Origin of the sequence: Paraburkholderia sp. J94 (assembly GCF_905220285.1) — a bacterium.
GTDB lineage: Bacteria > Pseudomonadota > Gammaproteobacteria > Burkholderiales > Burkholderiaceae > Paraburkholderia > Paraburkholderia tropica_A.
Window position 1 is genome coordinate 1 of record NZ_CAJMZH010000017.1, and the last position, 16,682, is coordinate 16,682.

General features: G+C 65.9%; 13 protein-coding genes. 10 read left to right on the forward strand and 3 right to left on the reverse strand.

Going from position 1 to position 16,682, the window contains the following annotated elements:
- Positions 1-141: 141 nt before the first annotated feature.
- Positions 142-945 (reverse strand): GntR family transcriptional regulator, encoded by an 804-nt coding sequence (locus U4Y88_RS30015; RefSeq protein ID WP_405045083.1) that lies wholly within the window; start codon positions 943-945, stop codon positions 142-144.
- Positions 946-1,502: 557 nt separating this feature from the next.
- On the opposite strand from U4Y88_RS30015, the gene U4Y88_RS30020 reads away from it, so the two are divergent.
- The 5 genes from U4Y88_RS30020 to acnA all read left to right on the forward strand — a co-directional run bounded on the left by U4Y88_RS30020 (position 1,503) and on the right by acnA (position 8,866).
- On the forward strand, positions 1,503-2,486 hold the full coding sequence (locus tag U4Y88_RS30020) for a malate dehydrogenase (RefSeq protein WP_224015706.1): 984 nt from the start codon (positions 1,503-1,505) through the stop codon (positions 2,484-2,486).
- A gap of 243 nt (positions 2,487-2,729) precedes the next feature.
- A complete protein-coding gene (locus U4Y88_RS30025) occupies positions 2,730-3,746 on the forward strand; it encodes an HpcH/HpaI aldolase/citrate lyase family protein (protein WP_321788384.1) in 1,017 nt (338 codons plus the stop codon).
- Between the two features lie 289 nt (positions 3,747-4,035).
- Positions 4,036-4,569 (forward strand): hypothetical protein, encoded by a 534-nt coding sequence (locus U4Y88_RS30030; protein WP_224015709.1) that lies wholly within the window; start codon positions 4,036-4,038, stop codon positions 4,567-4,569.
- Positions 4,570-4,588: 19 nt separating this feature from the next.
- Positions 4,589-6,061: a bifunctional 2-methylcitrate dehydratase/aconitate hydratase gene (locus U4Y88_RS30035; protein ID WP_321788386.1), complete on the forward strand. Its 1,473-nt coding sequence runs from the start codon at positions 4,589-4,591 to the stop codon at positions 6,059-6,061.
- Positions 6,062-6,148: 87 nt separating this feature from the next.
- Positions 6,149-8,866 (forward strand): aconitate hydratase AcnA, encoded by a 2,718-nt coding sequence (gene acnA, locus U4Y88_RS30040; protein WP_224015713.1) that lies wholly within the window; start codon positions 6,149-6,151, stop codon positions 8,864-8,866.
- Positions 8,867-9,085: 219 nt separating this feature from the next.
- Here the strand turns inward: acnA and U4Y88_RS30045 are convergent, their stop codons facing one another.
- Positions 9,086-9,688, reverse strand: a complete 603-nt coding sequence (locus U4Y88_RS30045) for a response regulator transcription factor (RefSeq protein WP_310632597.1) — start codon at positions 9,686-9,688, stop codon at positions 9,086-9,088.
- A 291-nt stretch (positions 9,689-9,979) separates the two neighbouring features.
- On the opposite strand from U4Y88_RS30045, the gene U4Y88_RS30050 reads away from it, so the two are divergent.
- From U4Y88_RS30050 to U4Y88_RS30070, 5 genes are read left to right on the forward strand one after another with little or no spacing between them, the layout of a single operon-like run.
- The gene (locus tag U4Y88_RS30050; RefSeq protein ID WP_321788599.1) at positions 9,980-10,666 is read left to right on the forward strand and encodes a TetR/AcrR family transcriptional regulator; all 687 of its coding nucleotides are present in this window, start codon (positions 9,980-9,982) and stop codon (positions 10,664-10,666) included.
- Positions 10,663-11,664, forward strand: coding sequence for an HlyD family secretion protein (locus U4Y88_RS30055; RefSeq protein ID WP_415774519.1), 1,002 nt, complete (start codon positions 10,663-10,665; stop codon positions 11,662-11,664). Before U4Y88_RS30050 ends, U4Y88_RS30055 begins: the two co-directional genes overlap by 4 nt.
- 31 nt (positions 11,665-11,695) lie before the next feature.
- Entirely contained in the window at positions 11,696-12,649 is a 954-nt protein-coding gene (locus U4Y88_RS30060; RefSeq protein ID WP_321788388.1) for an ABC transporter ATP-binding protein, read from the forward strand.
- Positions 12,646-13,788, forward strand: a complete 1,143-nt coding sequence (locus tag U4Y88_RS30065; protein WP_321788390.1) for an ABC transporter permease — start codon at positions 12,646-12,648, stop codon at positions 13,786-13,788. Before U4Y88_RS30060 ends, U4Y88_RS30065 begins: the two co-directional genes overlap by 4 nt.
- A 7-nt stretch (positions 13,789-13,795) precedes the next feature.
- Positions 13,796-15,292, forward strand: coding sequence for an efflux transporter outer membrane subunit (locus U4Y88_RS30070; RefSeq protein ID WP_321788392.1), 1,497 nt, complete (start codon positions 13,796-13,798; stop codon positions 15,290-15,292).
- Positions 15,293-15,296: 4 nt separating this feature from the next.
- On the opposite strand, the gene U4Y88_RS30075 is transcribed toward U4Y88_RS30070, so the two are convergent.
- Positions 15,297-16,607, reverse strand: coding sequence for an MFS transporter (locus U4Y88_RS30075; RefSeq protein ID WP_224013733.1), 1,311 nt, complete (start codon positions 16,605-16,607; stop codon positions 15,297-15,299).
- Between the last annotated feature and the right edge of the window lie 75 nt (positions 16,608-16,682).

Here is a 16,682-nt window from a genome sequence, read left to right on the forward strand (position 1 = left end):
CCTACTATGTGTTAACACTAATACGCAATTTTACCGCCTTTTCATTTCGCGCTGCAGCGAAATACGCCGTCCGGGAACGCTGTTGCGCGCGAACGCAGGCACGTGGGGAAGGCCGCCCGCACCGATGTGCAGGCATCCTTTTCAACTCAAATCATTGTGATAGTAGTACCCGGTTGTGACATACCAACCGCGGCGCACCTCGACCGGCCGGTCACCATAGGTATAGGACACCCGATCAACCGAAAGCAAAGGGAATCCCGCCGGCACGTTGAGCAGATCGGCCACTGCGGGCTCGGCGCCCACCGCGCGGATCTTCTCGGTCGCACGAATCATGCGCGTGCCGAAGTCGGCCTCGAACATGGCGTAGAGCGGTCCTTTATACTCGGCGAGTCGCTCGGCCGTCAGGCCGCGGAACACGCCGCCGGGCAGCCAGATTTCGTCGAGCACGGTGTTTTCGCCGTCGAACTGCAGGAGGCGCTTGATCAGCACCACCGGGTCGGCGGGCTTGAGGTCCAGCTGGCGGGCGATCTCGGCCGACGCGCGCAGCCGCCGGCACTCCAGCAGCTTGCTGATGTGCGGATGCTCGGCGCCGTCATCGGCCAGCAATCTAAGAAAGCGAAACTGGGCGCGGTCTTCGTTGTGCGTTGCAACAAAGGTGCCTTTGCCCTGGCGGCGAACCAGCAGATTGTCGGCGGCCAGCTCGTCGATCGCCTTGCGCACGGTCCCCTGGCTCACCTTGTAACGGGCGGCCAGTTCGACTTCGCTAGGGATGATTTCGCCGGGCTTCCATTCGCCGGACTCGAGGCTCTGGGTAATGAGCCCCTTGATCTGCTGATAAAGCGGACTGAAAGTCGGGGACGGCGAAGCGGGCGCAGACGCCGAAGGGCCGCTCTCGGGAGCGGTGGAATTCGCGTTGCTGACCGGGTTCGCACTCATGGCGCGCATTTCAACATAAAGCCCCCCGGAAATCTACCCTTTCGCTGCAATAGATATGTCTTATATAAGACATAAGATACTGTTGACTTTGGACCTTACGGCTCCTACACTGCCGATCGAGCAAGGGTTTGCGGGCGACTCATGGGAGCCGCCGGCAGCATCCACCTCGTGGCCAACTGCGCCGCGGGCCGCCTTGCACATGCTGTTCCTTCATGCAGTAGAGGTTTCGATCCGCCCCGCCCGCGCCGCTGCCTGATTCAATATAGCGCCCGCGCCGCGCCTGTGGACCTTCCGAAGCGAGCTGTGGCAGGAGCCGGCACACGCGAAGCGGCCAGCGTCAGGCGTCCCTGTCCAGGGTGTCCCCGTCATTCCCTTGAGCATTGTCGCACCGGTAAACGGTCCGCGGCCCCGCCTCCCGGCGTGCGGCGCGGCGCTTGCAACTTGCTTGCATCCGCCACGCGCGTGCGTTCGGTAAAAGGACCGCCTGATTCATGAACGCTTCGCGTAACGCGCATATAGAATGGCGTTTTACCCTGGCGTCTAACGCACCTTCCTGGAGATTTTCAATGGCTAAGCCCGCAAAGCGCGTTGCCGTCACTGGCGCCGCAGGTCAGATCGCATACTCCCTGCTGTTCCGCATCGCGAACGGCGACCTGCTCGGCAAGGACCAGCCCGTCATTCTGCAGCTGCTCGACCTTCCGCAGGCGCAAGCCGCCGTCAAGGGCGTCGTGATGGAACTCGACGACTGCGCATTCCCGCTGCTGTCGGGCGTGGTCATCACGGACGATCCGAAGGTCGCGTTCAAGGACGCCGACGTCGCGCTGCTCGTGGGCGCACGTCCGCGCTCGAAGGGCATGGAGCGTAAGGACCTGCTCTCGGCCAACGCCGAAATCTTCACGGTTCAGGGCAAGGCGCTGAACGACGTCGCCAGCCGCGACGTGAAGGTGCTGGTCGTCGGCAACCCGGCCAACACGAATGCGTACATCGCCATGAAGTCGGCGCCGGATCTGCCGAAGAAGAACTTCACGGCCATGCTGCGTCTGGACCACAACCGCGCGCTGTCGCAACTGGCCGCCAAGTCGGGCAAGCCGGTCGCTTCGATCGAAAAGCTCGCCGTGTGGGGCAACCACTCGCCGACGATGTACCCCGACTTCCGCGTTGCAACGGCTGAAGGTCAGGACCTGACCAAGCTGATCAACGACGACGAATGGAACCGCAACACGTTCATCCCGACGGTCGGCAAGCGCGGCGCGGCGATCATCGAAGCGCGCGGCCTGTCGTCGGCGGCATCGGCAGCCAACGCAGCGATCGACCACGTGCGTGACTGGGTCCTCGGCACGAACGGCAAGTGGGTCACGATGGGCATCCCGTCGGACGGCTCGTACGGCATCCCCGAAGACATCATCTACGGCGTGCCCGTCACCTGCGAAAACGGCGAGTACAAGCGCGTCGAAGGCCTCGAAATCGACGCATTCTCGCGCGAGAAGATGGACGGCACGCTCAACGAGCTGCTCGAAGAGCGCGACGGCGTCGCTCACCTGCTCAAGTAATCGGGCAGACCGGCCGGATTCCCGTCGCCACGCGGCGGGCACAGGCCTTGCGCGCGCCATCTCCATTCCGTATGGCTGGCGCGCGTGCGTGAGCGCGGGCGAGCGTCGCCGGTTGAACACCGTTTCGTCGACAGCCGCTACCCCGCCCGCCTCGCGCCCCTGATCCGCACGCGCCTTGCATCCGCATCGCAGGACGCGTCCGAATCCGGTTCCCCCTCCAATATCCGACACCCGCCGCCGAAGATGCGCGCCATCACACCCGCCGAAGTGCTGTTTGACGGCGAAGCGCCGCCGACCATTCTGCCCGCGTGCGACCACTACGCCGGCAGCGAGAAGCTGATGCTGAAGTCGCTCGCGCTCCAGCAGCAGCTCGGCCCGGTATTCGACATCACGCTCGACTGCGAAGACGGCGCCCAGGTGGGCCGCGAGGCCGAGCACGCCGAACTCGTCGCCTCCTTCCTCGGCAGCGAACACGACCGCTTCGGGCGCGTCGGGGTGCGCATCCACGACTTCCATCATCCGCATTGGCGCGACGACGTCCGCCTGATCCTGCGCGCCGCAAAACGCGCACCGGCGTTCATCATGCTGCCGAAGATCCGCGCCGTCGGCGACGCGGCGGAAATGACGGCGTTTATCGAAGCCACGCGCGTCGAGATGGGCATCGGCGAGCCGATTCCCGTGCAACTGCTGGTCGAAACGCATGGCGCGCTCGCGCGCGTGTTCGATCTCGCGGCGCTGCGCGGCGTGCAGTCGCTGAGCTTCGGCCTGATGGACTTCGTCTCCGCGCACGACGGCGCGATCCCCGACACCGCCATGCGCTCGCCCGGCCAGTTCGATCACCCGCTCGTGCGGCGCGCGAAGCTCGAAATTTCGGCCGCCTGCCACGCGTTCGGCAAGGTTGCGTCACACAATGTGAGTACGGAAGTGCGCGACATGGAGGTCGTCGCCAACGACGCTCGTCGCGCGCGCAACGAATTCGGCTACACGCGCATGTGGAGCATTCATCCCGCGCAGATTCCGGCCATCGTGGCGGCCTTCGCGCCCCGCGACGAGGAGATCGCCACCGCCGCCGAGATCCTGCTCGCCGCGCAGAACGCGCAGTGGGGTCCGACGCGTCACGGCGACACCTTGCACGACCGCGCGAGCTACCGCTATTACTGGTCCGTGCTGCGCCGCGCGCGCTCGACGGGCCGCGCCGTACCGCAGGACGCCGCGCCGCTGTTCGCGCCGGGCGAACTGGCGCAAGCCGCCGCGTCGTGAGCGCGGCTGGGGCCTGAAAACGTTTTCGGCGGGCGCGCACGCCTCTTGCGCGACCGCCGCGCAGTGAGTCATCGAGGAGACAAAAGCCGATGATCAACACAGTCGATGGAAGCCTGACAAGAGGCGCAGCAGGGCAATTTGCAACAGACCGCAAAATCTGAAGTTCGTACCGATAAATAGGTGAAAATAGCGTTCGCTGCGTGCTTTCGGGGCGCGCGCAGTGCATCCGGCGGCTGCAAGGCGCAGCCGCGCACTGTTCAACCGATTTGAGACATAAAGGTCTGACTCCATGAAGAAATTGCTGATCGCTGCCGTTATCGGCGCGCTGTCCTCGACGATGATGCTGGCCGCGACCGACGCCGCCGCGCAAACCTCGACCACGGCGAAAAAGGAAACGCCGAAGAAGCCGGCTCCGAAGCATCGCATCATCAAGCGCAAGCCGAATCCGGCCAAGGAAGCGAAGGTCGATGCGATCCCGGAAGGCTCGGAGCACTGGAGCTGCGCGGAAGGCATGCAGTTCGACCTGAAGGGCGACATGGCGCGTGACCAGATCGTCACGGTTCACTGGGCGAACAAGAACTACAACCTGCCGCGTCAGACCACGACGACGGGCGCCGACCGCTTCCACGACGCCGCCACCGGCCTCGACCTGGTCGTGATCCCGACGAAGGCCATGCTGTTCTCGGACAAGGACAGCTCGCGTCTGGCCGACGAGTGCAAGACTGTTGCGATGCAGCAAGGCGCGATGGCGCCGACCCAGGCTAACGCGCTGAACCGCAACGCCGCTCCGGCTGCGGGCGCGAGCGCCGCTTCGGGCCAGTAAGAACGGCCGGGACGCCTCGATGTCCGCGCCGATTTCCCAGGTCAGACCGCAGCCGGATCAGGTTCTCGTCGATATCGTCGACTACGTCCTGAGCGGCTTGCCCGGCGACAGCGCCAACGCGCTGACGACGGCGCGCTACTGCCTGCTGGACACGCTCGGCTGCGGACTCGAGGCGCTCTCCTACCCCGCCTGCACCAAGCTGCTCGGACCCATCGTGCCAGGCACGATCGTCCCGAACGGCGCGAAGGTGCCGGGCACCGCATTCCAGCTCGACCCGGTTCAGGCCGCCTTCAATATCGGCGCCATGATCCGCTGGCTCGACTTCAACGACACCTGGCTCGCCGCCGAATGGGGCCATCCGTCGGACAACCTGGGCGGCATTCTCGCGACCGCCGACTGGCTCTCGCGCACCGCCGTCGCCCAAGGCACTCAAAGCACCCAGGGCAAGCCGCCGCTCACCATGAAGCATGTGCTTGAAGCCATGGTGAAGGCGCACGAAATCCAGGGCTGCATCGCGCTCGAGAACGCGTTCAACAAGGTCGGCCTCGACCACGTGCTGCTCGTGAAGCTCGCCTCGACCGCCGTGGTCGGCCAGTTGCTCGGGCTCACGCGCGACGAGCTCATCAACGCCGTCTCGCTGGCGATGGTCGACGGCCAGGCGCTGCGCACCTATCGCCACGCGCCCAATACCGGCTCGCGCAAGTCGTGGGCAGCCGGTGACGCCACCGCGCGCGCCGTGCGCCTCGCGCTCATCGCCAAAACGGGCGAGATGGGTTATCCGTCGGCGCTCACGGCGAAAACGTGGGGCTTCTACGACGTCTCGTTCAAGGGCCAGCCCTTCCGGTTCCAGCGCCCCTACGGCACGTACGTGATGGAGAACGTGCTGTTCAAGATCGCGTTCCCCGCCGAATTCCACGCGCAGACCGCCGCCGAAGCCGCGATGACGCTGCACGGCCAGCTCGCGCAGCGCGGCAAGACGGCCGACGACATCGCGCGCATCACCATCCGCACGCACGAAGCGGCGATCCGCATCATCGACAAGAGCGGGCCGCTCGCGAATCCGGCGGACCGCGATCACTGCATCCAGTACATGGTGGCCGTGCCGATCCTCTTCGGACGACTAACGGCCGCCGACTACGAAGACGACATCGCTGGCGACCCGCGCATCGACGCGTTGCGCGCGAAAACCTTATGTGTGGAAGACCCGCAGTTCACGCGGGATTATCACGACCCCGGGAAGCGTTCGATTGCGAATGCGCTGACCGTCGAGCTGAACGACGGCACGACGCTCGACGAAGTCGTGGTGGAGTATCCGATCGGCCATAAGCGACGCCGCGAAGCCGGCATCCCGCTGCTGATCGAAAAGTTCAGGACCCACCTCGCGCGGCGCTTCGCCGCGAAGCAGCAGCAGGCGATTCTCGATGTCTCGCTGGATGCGGCACGGCTCGAGGCCATGCCGGTGCACGAGTACGTCGACTTGTATGTGACATGAGCGTGATCCGATCAGTCTTGTACCTGTAAGTACCCGCAGCAAACGTGCAGTAAGCGTTATTTCCGCGATTAAACGAAGGAAAATACCATGGCCCACAACCTCCACAAAACGCTAAAGGAATTCGACAGCGGTTCCGGCAAAGGCAAGTTCTACTCGCTGCCGCAACTCGGCAAACAACTCGGCGTGAAGATCAACCGCCTGCCGGTGTCGATCCGTCTCGTGCTTGAGTCCGTGCTGCGCAACTACGACGGCAAGAAGATCGCGGAAGAGCACATCGAGCAGCTCGCGAACTGGAAACCCACCGCCAGCCGCGTCGACGAAATTCCGTTTGTCGTCGCTCGTGTCGTGCTGCAGGACTTTACCGGCGTGCCGCTGCTCGCCGACATCGCGGCCATGCGCGGCGTCGCCAAGCAGGTCGGCAAGGACCCGAAGGTCATCGAGCCGCTGGTGCCGGTCGATCTCGTGGTCGACCACTCGGTGCAGATCGACTACTTCCGCCAGAAGGACGCGCTCGACCTGAACATGAAGCTGGAATTCCAGCGCAACAACGAGCGCTACCAGTTCATGAAGTGGGGCATGCAGGCGTTCGACACGTTCAAGGTCGTGCCGCCGGGCATCGGCATCGTTCACCAGGTGAACCTCGAATACCTCGCGCGCGGCGTGCACAAGAAGGCCGACGGCGCGGACACGGTCTACTACCCGGACACGCTGGTCGGCACCGACTCGCACACCACGATGATCAACGGCATCGGCGTGGTGGGCTGGGGCGTGGGCGGCATCGAAGCGGAAGCCGGCATGCTCGGCCAGCCGGTGTACTTCCTCACGCCGGATGTGGTGGGCGTGGAACTGAAGGGCAAGCTGCGCGAAGGCTGCACGGCCACCGACCTCGTGCTGACGATCACCGAAATGCTGCGCAAGGAGAAGGTCGTCGGCAAGTTCGTCGAGTTCTTCGGCGAAGGCACGGCCTCGCTGTCGCTGCCGGACCGCGCGACCATCGGCAACATGGCGCCGGAATACGGCGCGACCATGGGCTTCTTCCCGGTCGACGACAAGACCATCGACTACTTCAAGGGCACGGGCCGCACGCAAGCCGAAATCTCCGCCTTCGAGAACTACTTCAAGGCGCAGGAACTGTACGGTGTGCCGAAGGCCGGCGACATCGACTACACCAAGACGCTCACGCTCGACCTCGCGACGGTCGCACCGTCGCTGGCCGGCCCGAAGCGCCCGCAGGACCGCATCGAAATCGGCAACGTGAAGTCGACCTTCACGGACCTGTTCTCGAAGCCGGTCGCCGAAAACGGCTTCAACAAGAAGGCCGCCGACCTCGCCGCCGAATACACGGCGGGCGAGAAGGTCAAGCTGCATAACGGCGACGTGCTGATCGCCGCGATCACCTCGTGCACGAACACGTCGAACCCGAGCGTGCTGCTCGCCGCCGGCCTGCTCGCGAAGAAGGCCGTGGAAGCGGGCCTGACGGTCGCGCCGCACATCAAGACCTCGCTCGCGCCGGGATCGCGCATCGTCACCGAATATCTGACGAAGACGGGCCTGCTGCCGTTCCTCTCGAAGCTCGGCTTCGAACTCGCGGCTTACGGCTGCACGACCTGTATCGGCAACGCGGGCGACCTCACGCCGGAACTGAACGAGTCGATCGTCAAGAACGACGTGGTCGCGGCGGCGGTGCTCTCGGGCAACCGCAACTTCGAAGCGCGCATTCACCCGAACATCCGCGCGAACTTCCTGGCTTCGCCGCCGCTGGTGGTCGCCTACGCGATCGCGGGCACGATCACGCGCGACCTGATGACGGAACCGGTCGGCAAGGGCCGGGACGGCCGCGACATCTATCTCGGCGACATCTGGCCGACGAGCGACGAAGTCAACGCGCTGCTCAAGTTCGCGATGGATGCCGACGTCTACCAGAAGAACTACAGCCAGCTCACGAAGAAGGGCGACCTCTGGAGCAAGATCGAGGGCGAGGAAGGTCAGGTCTACGACTGGCCGAAATCGACCTACATCGCCGAGCCGCCGTTCTTTGGTTCGGACTTCTCGATGACGCCGTCGTCGACGGTGGCCGAGGTCAAGGGCGCGCGCGCACTGGGCATCTTCGGCGACTCGGTCACGACCGACCACATCAGCCCGGCCGGCTCGATCAAGGAAGACTCGCCCGCAGGCAAGTGGCTGAAGGACAACGGCGTGCAGAAGGCCGACTTCAACAGCTACGGCTCGCGCCGCGGCAACCACGACGTGATGATGCGCGGCACGTTCGCGAACGTGCGGATCAAGAACCTGATGATCCCGGCGAAGGCCGACGGCACGCGCGTGGAAGGCGGTCTGACGATCCATCAGCCGAGCGGCGAACAGCTGTCGATTTACGACGCTGCGATGAAGTACATCGACGCCGGCACGCCCACGATGGTGTTCGCGGGCGAAGAGTACGGCACGGGTTCGTCGCGCGACTGGGCGGCCAAGGGCACGCAGCTGCTGGGCGTGAAGGCCGTGGTCGCACGCAGCTTCGAGCGGATCCACCGTTCGAACCTCGTGGGCATGGGCGTGCTGCCGCTGCAGTTCAAGGGCACGGACAGCGTGCAGACGCTCGGTCTGACCGGCGAGGAAACCTTCGACATCGAAGGTCTCACGGACGACTTCAAGCCGCAGCAGGATCTGACGCTCGTGATCCATCGCAAGGACGGCAAGGACGAACGCGTGCAAGTACTGCTGCGCATCGACACGCCGATCGAGGTGGACTACTACAAGCACGGCGGTATCCTGCCGTTCGTGCTGCGTTCGCTGCTGGCCGCTTAAGCGCACCAGCGCGCAGCGACGCACCGCAGTTTTTGCAGGTACCGCGCCCGGCAACGGGTGCGGTTACACTTGGGGCCCGACGCAAGTCGGGCTTTTTTTTCGGCTGTTTCCTGGCTATTTTCGCGATTGCGCCGCATGGCAAAGCGCGCGGCCAATAAAAAAGCGCGCCACCCGCGACGCGCTTTTCACGATGTGCGCCGGACAGCGCACGGGCACTCGTCAATCGATCAGCTTGTTCAATGTGGCGAATTCGATCAGCGCCGCCAGCGACGACACGCCCAGCTTGTCGAGCACACGCGTCTTGTACGTGCTCACGGTTTTATCCGACAAGCCGAGCCGCGCCGCCACACCCTTGTTGCTCATGCCGCGCGCGAGATATTGCAGCACCTCGACTTCGCGCGGCGAGAGCCCGTTGAGCGCGACGTCGCGGCCGCCGCCGCAACTGCCCGCCGGGAAGCAGTCGTAACCGAGCAACACCGCCTTGACCACGCCGCACAACTCTTCCACGCCCCGGCTCTTGCTCACGTAACCGTTCGCGCCCGCGATGCGCGTGTGGTTCGCCATGACCTGCTCCGGCTTGGCCGACAGCACGATGACGCGCGTGGTGGCCTGCTTGGCGCGGATGCCGCGGATGACCGACAGGCCGTCGAGCTTCGGCAATTCGAGGTCGAGGATCACAAGGTCGGGTTGCAGGGTCTGGACGAGATGGAGGCCCTCTTCGCCGTCACCGCACTCGCCCACGAGTGCATATTCGGTGTTCAGCACGTTGGCGAGCATCTTGAGGACGATCGGATGATCGTCGATAACCACGATGCGCTTCATTTTTTGTTCCATTTCTTTTTGGGGGCGTGAACCGGGCGTGCCTTGCGGCACAAACTCACAGACTGAACGACCCCCTCTTCTTTTTGTATAGGAAAGTTCCGAAAGGCCGCGCGTATCGATAAACGGGTTAACCCCTTGCGCGAGCGCATTGGATTTAACTAATGCGTGAATTAGACTGAAACGATGAGTACGCGCGCCGTCACTGTCGGAGCCGCCACCGGAACAGCCGCAACGTCGGGCCGCGCCGCCGTGAAACCGCGCGGCCGGCGCCGCCACGACGCCGACCTCGACATGCGCGAGCGCCTGCTCGCCAGCGCCACGCAACTGTTCGCCGAACAGGGCATCGCCGCCACCACCATGGCGCAGATCGCCGCCGCAGCGGGCGTCACGTCGGCCATGGTCCATTACTACTTCACCAATCGCGAAAAGCTGCTCGACGCCGTGGTCGACGAGCGCATCGCGCGCTCGATCGCCTACGTGTGGAGCAGCGAAAACAGCGAGGTCGGCGGGGCCGGTGAAGCCGACGCGCATCCGCAGGCACTCGTGCAGGCGCTCGTCGAACGGCTGTTCGAAGTCACCGCGCAACTGCCTTGGCTGCCGCCGCTCTGGCTGCGCGAGATCGTCAACGAAGGCGGTCTGCTGCGCGAGCGCATGCTCAAGCGTCTGCCCATCGAGCAATTGCAGCGCTTCACCGCGCAGATCGGCGCGGCGCAGCAGGCGGGCGCCGTGAATCCCGACCTCGAAGCGCCGCTGCTGTTCATGTCGATCCTCGCGCTCGTCATGCTGCCGCTCGCGACTTCGAAGCTCTGGCAAAGCACGCGCGGGCTGCCGAAGGTCGAGCGCGAAGCGCTGCGCCGACACGTCACCGCCCTGCTCGCGGGCGCGATGCGCGTGCCGGAAGGCGCGCACCTCCGCCGCGATCGCACCGACACCGCCGCGCGCCCGCGCTCGCGGCGCACGCCGGGAGAATCCACGTGAACCCGCGAATCTCAACAGGCCATCGCCGCCCGGTACGCGGCGCGTTCCCCGCTCTCTTCGCGCTTGCCTCGCTTTCTGCGCTCGTCGCGCTCTCGGCCTGTTCGCACCACGAAACGCCGGTTTATCAGGGCTATGTCGAAGGCGAGTACGTCTATCTGGCCTCGTCGCAATCCGGCACGCTCACGGAACTCCACGTGCAGCGCGGCCAGCAGGTCGACGCCGCCGCACCGCTGTTCGCACTCGAATCCGTCGACGAAACCGCCGCCTTCGACGAAGCGCGTCATCGCCTCGTAGCCGCGCAGGCGCAGTTCGCCGATCTGCAGACGGGCAAGCGTCCGCCCGAAGTGCGCGTGACCGAGGCGCAGCTCGCGCAGGCCGAAGCCAACGCGCACAAGGCCGCGCTCCAGCTCACGCGCGACGAGGCGCAATGGCGCGCGGGCGGCATCGCGCAGGCGCAGCTCGACGACTCGCGCGCGCAGGCGGCCAGCACCGCCGCGCAGGTGCGCGAACTGCGCAATCAGGTGCGCGTCGCCAACTTGCCCGGCCGCTCGGCGCAGATCGACGCGCAGGCCGCCGAGGTGAAGGCCGCGCAGGCCACGCTCGCGCAGGCGCAGTGGAAGCTCGACCAGAAGCGCGTGACCGCGCCGCGCGCGGGGCTCGTCTACGACACGCTCTATCGCGTCGGCGAATGGGTGCAGGCGGGCAGCCCGGTCGTGCAGATGCTGCCGCCGCAGAACGTGAAGCTGCGCTTTTTCGTGCCGGAAAGCGCGGTCGGCGCGCTCGCGCCGGGCCGCAAGATTCTCGTCCACTGCGACGGCTGCGCGGCCGACGTGCCCGCCACGCTCAGCTACGTCTCGAACGCTGCCGAGTACACGCCGCCCGTCATCTACAGCAACGAGAACCGCAGCAAGCTCGTGTTCATGATCGAGGCGCGCCCGAGCACCGCCGACGCGCCCAAACTCCATCCGGGCCAGCCGGTGGAAGTGCGGCTGCAGTGAGGCGCGGATGAATACGCCGATGAATGTGCCGATGAATGCACCAACAAGCGATCCGGTCCGCTACGCCATCGACGTGCGCCATCTGAACAAGCGCTTCGGCGACAAGCACGTGGTCAACGACGTCTCGCTGCGCGTCGCGCCCGGCGAGATCTTCGGCTTTCTGGGGCCGAACGGCAGCGGCAAGACCACCTCGATCCGTCTCATGTGCGGCCTGCTCACGCCCGACTCGGGCGAAGGCACCTGCCTCGGCTACGACATCGTGCGCGAGAGCGCGCAGATCAAGCGGCGCGTCGGCTATATGACGCAGCGCTTTTCGTACTGGGACGATCTCACCATCCGCGAAAATCTCGACTTCGTCGCGCGCATCTATCAGATGCCGAACCGCCGCGAAACCGTCGACCGCGCGCTCGAATCCCTCGGCCTCGCGAGCCGCGCGAGCCAGCTCACGGGCGCGCTCTCGGGCGGCTGGAAACAGCGCCTCGCGCTCGCGGCGTGCATGCTGCACGAGCCTCAATTGCTGCTGCTCGACGAGCCCACCGCGGGCGTCGACCCCACCGCGCGCCGCGACTTCTGGGAAGAACTGCATCGCCTCGCCGCGCGCGGCATTTCGGTGCTCGTGAGCACGCACTACATGGACGAGGCCGAGCGCTGCCACAAGCTCGCCTATATCGCCTACGGCAAGCTGCTCGCGCAGGGCACGGCCGCCGACGTGATCGCTTCGCAAAACCTCGAAACCTGGGCGATCCACGGCGACAAGCTCAGCGAACTCTCCACGCAATTGCGCGCGCAGCAAGGCGTCGATCAGACGGTGGTGTTCGGCTCGTCGCTGCATGCGAGCGGACGCGATCACGCCGCGCTCGCCACCTCCATCGAACACGCCGTCGCGGGCAAGCCGCTGCGCGCCGAACGCATCGACACGGGACTCGAAGACGTCTTCATCTACATGATGGGACATGCTCAGGATAACTACGGAGTCACGCGATGAATCACGCGCTCGCGTTCTCCGTCACGCGCTGGTGGAGCATCGTCCTCAAGGAGTTTCTGCAACTCAAGCGCGACCGCGTGACCTTCGCGATGATCGTCGGCCTGCCGATCATCCAGTTGACGCTGTTCGGCTATGCGATCAACACGGACCCCAAGCACTTGCCCACCGCCGTCGTGATCTACGACGACAGCCCGTTCGCGCGCAGCTTCGTCGCGGGCATGAAGAACTCGGCCTATTTCGACGTCGTCGACACGCTGCCCGATGAAGCCGCCGCGCGACACGCACTCGCGCGCGGCAGCGTGCAGTTCGTGCTGAGCATTCCCGTCGATTTTTCGCGGCGTCTGCTGCGCGGCGAACGCCCTTCGCTGCTCGTCGAAGCCGACGCCGCCGATCCCACCGCCATCACCACCGCGCTCGCCGCGCTGCCGGGCCTCGTCGCGCCAGCCGCCGCGAAGGACCTCACGGGACCACTCGCGCGCCTGAACGGCACGCCCGCCGCCTTCGACGTGCAGATCCACCGCCTCTACAACCCCGAGGGCATCACGCAGTACAACGTCGTGCCCGGCCTGATGGGCGTGATCCTCACGATGACGATGGTGATGATGACCGGCCTCGCCATCACGCGCGAACGCGAGCGCGGCACGATGGAGAATCTGCTCGCCACGCCCGTGCTGCCGATCGAGGTCATGACGGGCAAGATCGTGCCTTACGTGGCGATCGGGCTCGTGCAGGCGACCATCATCGTGCTGGCCGCGCGCTTCGTGTTCCATGTGCCGTTCGCGGGCAGCCTCGTGGCGCTCTATCTTTCGGCGCTGCTGTTCATCGCCGCCAATCTCACGGTGGGCATCACGCTCTCCTCGCTCGCGCAGAACCAGTTGCAGGCCATGCAACTCACGGTGTTCTATTTTCTGCCGAGCCTGCTGCTGTCCGGCTTCATGTTTCCGTTCGCGGGCATGCCGCGCTGGGCGCAGTGGATCGGCGGGCTGCTGCCGCTCACTTACTTCAACCGCCTCGTGCGCGGCATTCTGCTCAAGGGCAACGGCTGGGCCGATCTGTGGCCTTCGGTGTGGCCGCTCGCGGTCTTCACGGCGATCGTGATGGCGATCGCCGTGCGCTTCTACCGGCGCACGCTCGATTGAGGCCGCGATGACGACGCCCGCCCGCTCCCTTGTTCTCGCATCGAGCCTCGCGCTAGCCGCGTGCGCCGTCGGCCCCGATTTTCATGCGCCGGCCGCGCCCGATGCGCCGAATTACACGCGCGACGCCTTGCCCGCCGCTACCGCATCCGCGCCAGGCTTGGGCGGTGCGCCGCAAACCTTCGCGAGCGCCGATCACGCGCCGCGCGCGTGGTGGACGCAGTTCGGCAGCCCCGCGCTCGACAGCCTCGTCGACGAAGCCTTGCACGCGAGCCCCACGCTCGAATCGGCGCGCGCGAAGCTCGTCGAAGCGCGCGAGAACTACAACGCGCAAGCGGGCGCGACGCTGTTTCCTTCGATCGACGCGAAGCTCTCCGGCACGCGTCAGCAGATCGACCTCGCCGCGTTCGGCATCACGCAGGTGCCGAATCCCGGCCCGTTCACGCTCTACGACGCGTCGGTCAGCATTTCCTACGTGTTCGATATTTTCGGCGCGAACCGGCGCGCGCTCGAAGCCACGCTCGCGCAGGTCAATTATCAGGAATACGAACTTGAAGCGGCTCAGCTGAGCGTCGCGGGCAACGTCGTCGCCGCCGCGCTGCGTCGCGCGTCGCTGCGCAGCCAGATCGAGACGACGCAACACTTGGTCGACGCGCAAACGCGCCAACTCGCGATCATGGATGCACGGCTCGCGGCGGGCGGCGTCGCGCGGCTCGACGTGCACAGCCAGCGCACGCTGCTCGCGCAGACGCGCGCCACGCTGCCGCCGCTCACCACGCAGCTCGCGCAGACCGACGATCAACTGGCGATCCTGCTGGGCGCGCCGCCGTCGAGCGACGCCTACGCGCAGCAACTCGACGCCCTCACGCTCGACGCGCTGCATCTGCCCGACACCGTCGCGCTCACGCTGCCCGCCACGCTCGCGCGCGAGCGCCCGGATATCCGCGCATCGGAGGCGCTGCTGCATCAGGCGAGCGCGAATATCGGCGTGGCGACGGCGAATCTGTTTCCGCAAATCTCGCTCTCGGCGGGCGTGGGTTCGCAGCGCACGCGCGTCGCCGATGTGATCGAGGGGCTGAATATCTGGAACGTCGGGCTCGGCCTCACGCAGCCGATCTTTCATGGCGGCGAGTTGCGCGCGAAGCGGCGCGCGTCGCAGGCGGCCTACGACGCGGCCTTCGCCGACTATCGGCAAACGGTGCTGCTGGCGCTACAACAGGTCGCCGATACGCTACACGCGTTGCAGGACGACGCGCTCGCCTTGCAGGCACGCGACAGCGCCGCGCGCGAAGCGCAAGCGAGCGCCGATATCGCGCGCAATCGGTATGCGGCGGGCGGCGTGAGCGAATTCGATCTCGTCGATGCGCAGCGCCAGGCGCTGCAAACCGCGCTCGACCGCACGCGCGCGCAGGCCACGCGACTCGCGGACACCGCCGCGCTCTATCAATCGCTCGGCGGCGCGGCGCTGCCCGGCGACGCGGCGCGCGAGCACGCATCGTCGCCCTGAACGCCTACGATTGCGCGACCGCGAGCGTCGAGCCGCGCCGATACAGCGTCAACGTCGCGCCCAATCCACACGCCGCCGCGAAACACAGCCAGTAACCCGGTGCGGCCTTATCGTGCGTGACCTGAATCAGCCACGTCGAGACCGCGGGCGTGAAGCCGCCGAACAGCGCCGTCGCAAGACTGAACGCGAGCGAGAAGCCCGCCACGCGAACCTGCGCGGGCATCACTTCCGTGAGCGCGGCGACCATCGCGCCGTTGTACATGCCGAAGAAAAACGAGAACCACAGCAGCACCGCGAGCATGCGCGCGAAGCTCGCGCTCGCCACCAGCCAGGACAGCGCGGGATACGCCGTGAGCAACGCGAGCACGGTGATGCCGACGAGAATCGGCTTGCGTCCGATGCGGTCGGAAATCGCGCCGCCGATCGGCAGCCAGAAGAAGTTCGACACGCCCACGCAGAGCGTCACGATCAGGCTCTCGGCGGTCGTGAGCTTGAGCACGGTCTTGCCGAAGGTCGGCGTATAGACGGTGATCAGATAGAACGTCGTCGTGGTCATCGCGACCAGCAGCATGCCCGCGATCACGACGCGCCAGTTGGCGAGCAGCAGCGCGAACACCTCACGCACGCGCGGATGATGCGTGCGCGCGGCGAACGCCTCGGTTTCCGCGAGCGTGCGGCGCAGCAGGAACAGGAACGGCACGATCGCGCAGCCGATCAGGAACGGAATGCGCCAGCCCCATGCCGCAATCGCGCTCGCGCTGAGCCACGTGTTGAGCGCGTAGCCGAGCGCCGCCGCCACCACGATCGCCACCTGCTGGCTCGCCGACTGCCAGCTCGTGTAGAAGCCCTTGGTGCCCGGCGTCGCGAGTTCGGCGAGATAGACGGAGACGCCGCCGAGTTCCGCACCCGCGGAAAAGCCCTGCAGCAAGCGCCCGAGCAGCACGAGCAAGGGCGCGGCCACGCCGATGGCCGCATAGCCCGGCACCGCCGCGATCAGGATCGTGCCGCTCGCCATGATCGCGAGCGTGACGATCAGGCCGCGTCGTCGGCCGACCTTGTCGATATACGCGCCGAGGAAAATCGCACCGAGCGGCCGCATCAGAAAGCCCGCGCCGAACACCGCGAAGGTGAGCATCAGCGAGGCGAATTCGCTGTCCGCCGGGAAGAACACGTGCGAAATCGACGTGGCGTAGAAGCCGAACAGAAAGAAGTCGAACTGTTCGAGGAAGTTGCCGCTCGTCACGCGCAACACGGCGGCGGCCGTCGATGCGCGCGTGCGGGCCGGGCGCGTCCCGGCGACGGTGGACGGGGTCACGATGCGTGTCTCCTTGTGATTTTGTGGGGTGCTGCGGGTGTTGCGGGTTCTGCTTGCGCTGCTTGCGCTGCTCGT

What these genes read in the sequence shown, in the direction of transcription:
- U4Y88_RS30070 (WP_321788392.1), top strand. Translation starts at nt 13,796, where the DNA reads ATGACGACGCCCGCCCGCTCCCTTGTTCTCGCATCGAGCCTCGCGCTA.
- U4Y88_RS30020 (WP_224015706.1), top strand. Translation starts at nt 1,503, where the DNA reads ATGGCTAAGCCCGCAAAGCGCGTTGCCGTCACTGGCGCCGCAGGTCAG.
- acnA (WP_224015713.1), top strand. Translation starts at nt 6,149, where the DNA reads ATGGCCCACAACCTCCACAAAACGCTAAAGGAATTCGACAGCGGTTCC.
- U4Y88_RS30015 (WP_405045083.1), bottom strand. Translation starts at nt 945, where the DNA reads ATGCGCGCCATGAGTGCGAACCCGGTCAGCAACGCGAATTCCACCGCT.
- U4Y88_RS30035 (WP_321788386.1), top strand. Translation starts at nt 4,589, where the DNA reads ATGTCCGCGCCGATTTCCCAGGTCAGACCGCAGCCGGATCAGGTTCTC.
- U4Y88_RS30065 (WP_321788390.1), top strand. Translation starts at nt 12,646, where the DNA reads ATGAATCACGCGCTCGCGTTCTCCGTCACGCGCTGGTGGAGCATCGTC.
- U4Y88_RS30050 (WP_321788599.1), top strand. Translation starts at nt 9,980, where the DNA reads ATGCGCGAGCGCCTGCTCGCCAGCGCCACGCAACTGTTCGCCGAACAG.
- U4Y88_RS30025 (WP_321788384.1), top strand. Translation starts at nt 2,730, where the DNA reads ATGCGCGCCATCACACCCGCCGAAGTGCTGTTTGACGGCGAAGCGCCG.
- U4Y88_RS30030 (WP_224015709.1), top strand. Translation starts at nt 4,036, where the DNA reads ATGAAGAAATTGCTGATCGCTGCCGTTATCGGCGCGCTGTCCTCGACG.
- U4Y88_RS30060 (WP_321788388.1), top strand. Translation starts at nt 11,696, where the DNA reads ATGAATGCACCAACAAGCGATCCGGTCCGCTACGCCATCGACGTGCGC.
- U4Y88_RS30045 (WP_310632597.1), bottom strand. Translation starts at nt 9,688, where the DNA reads ATGAAGCGCATCGTGGTTATCGACGATCATCCGATCGTCCTCAAGATG.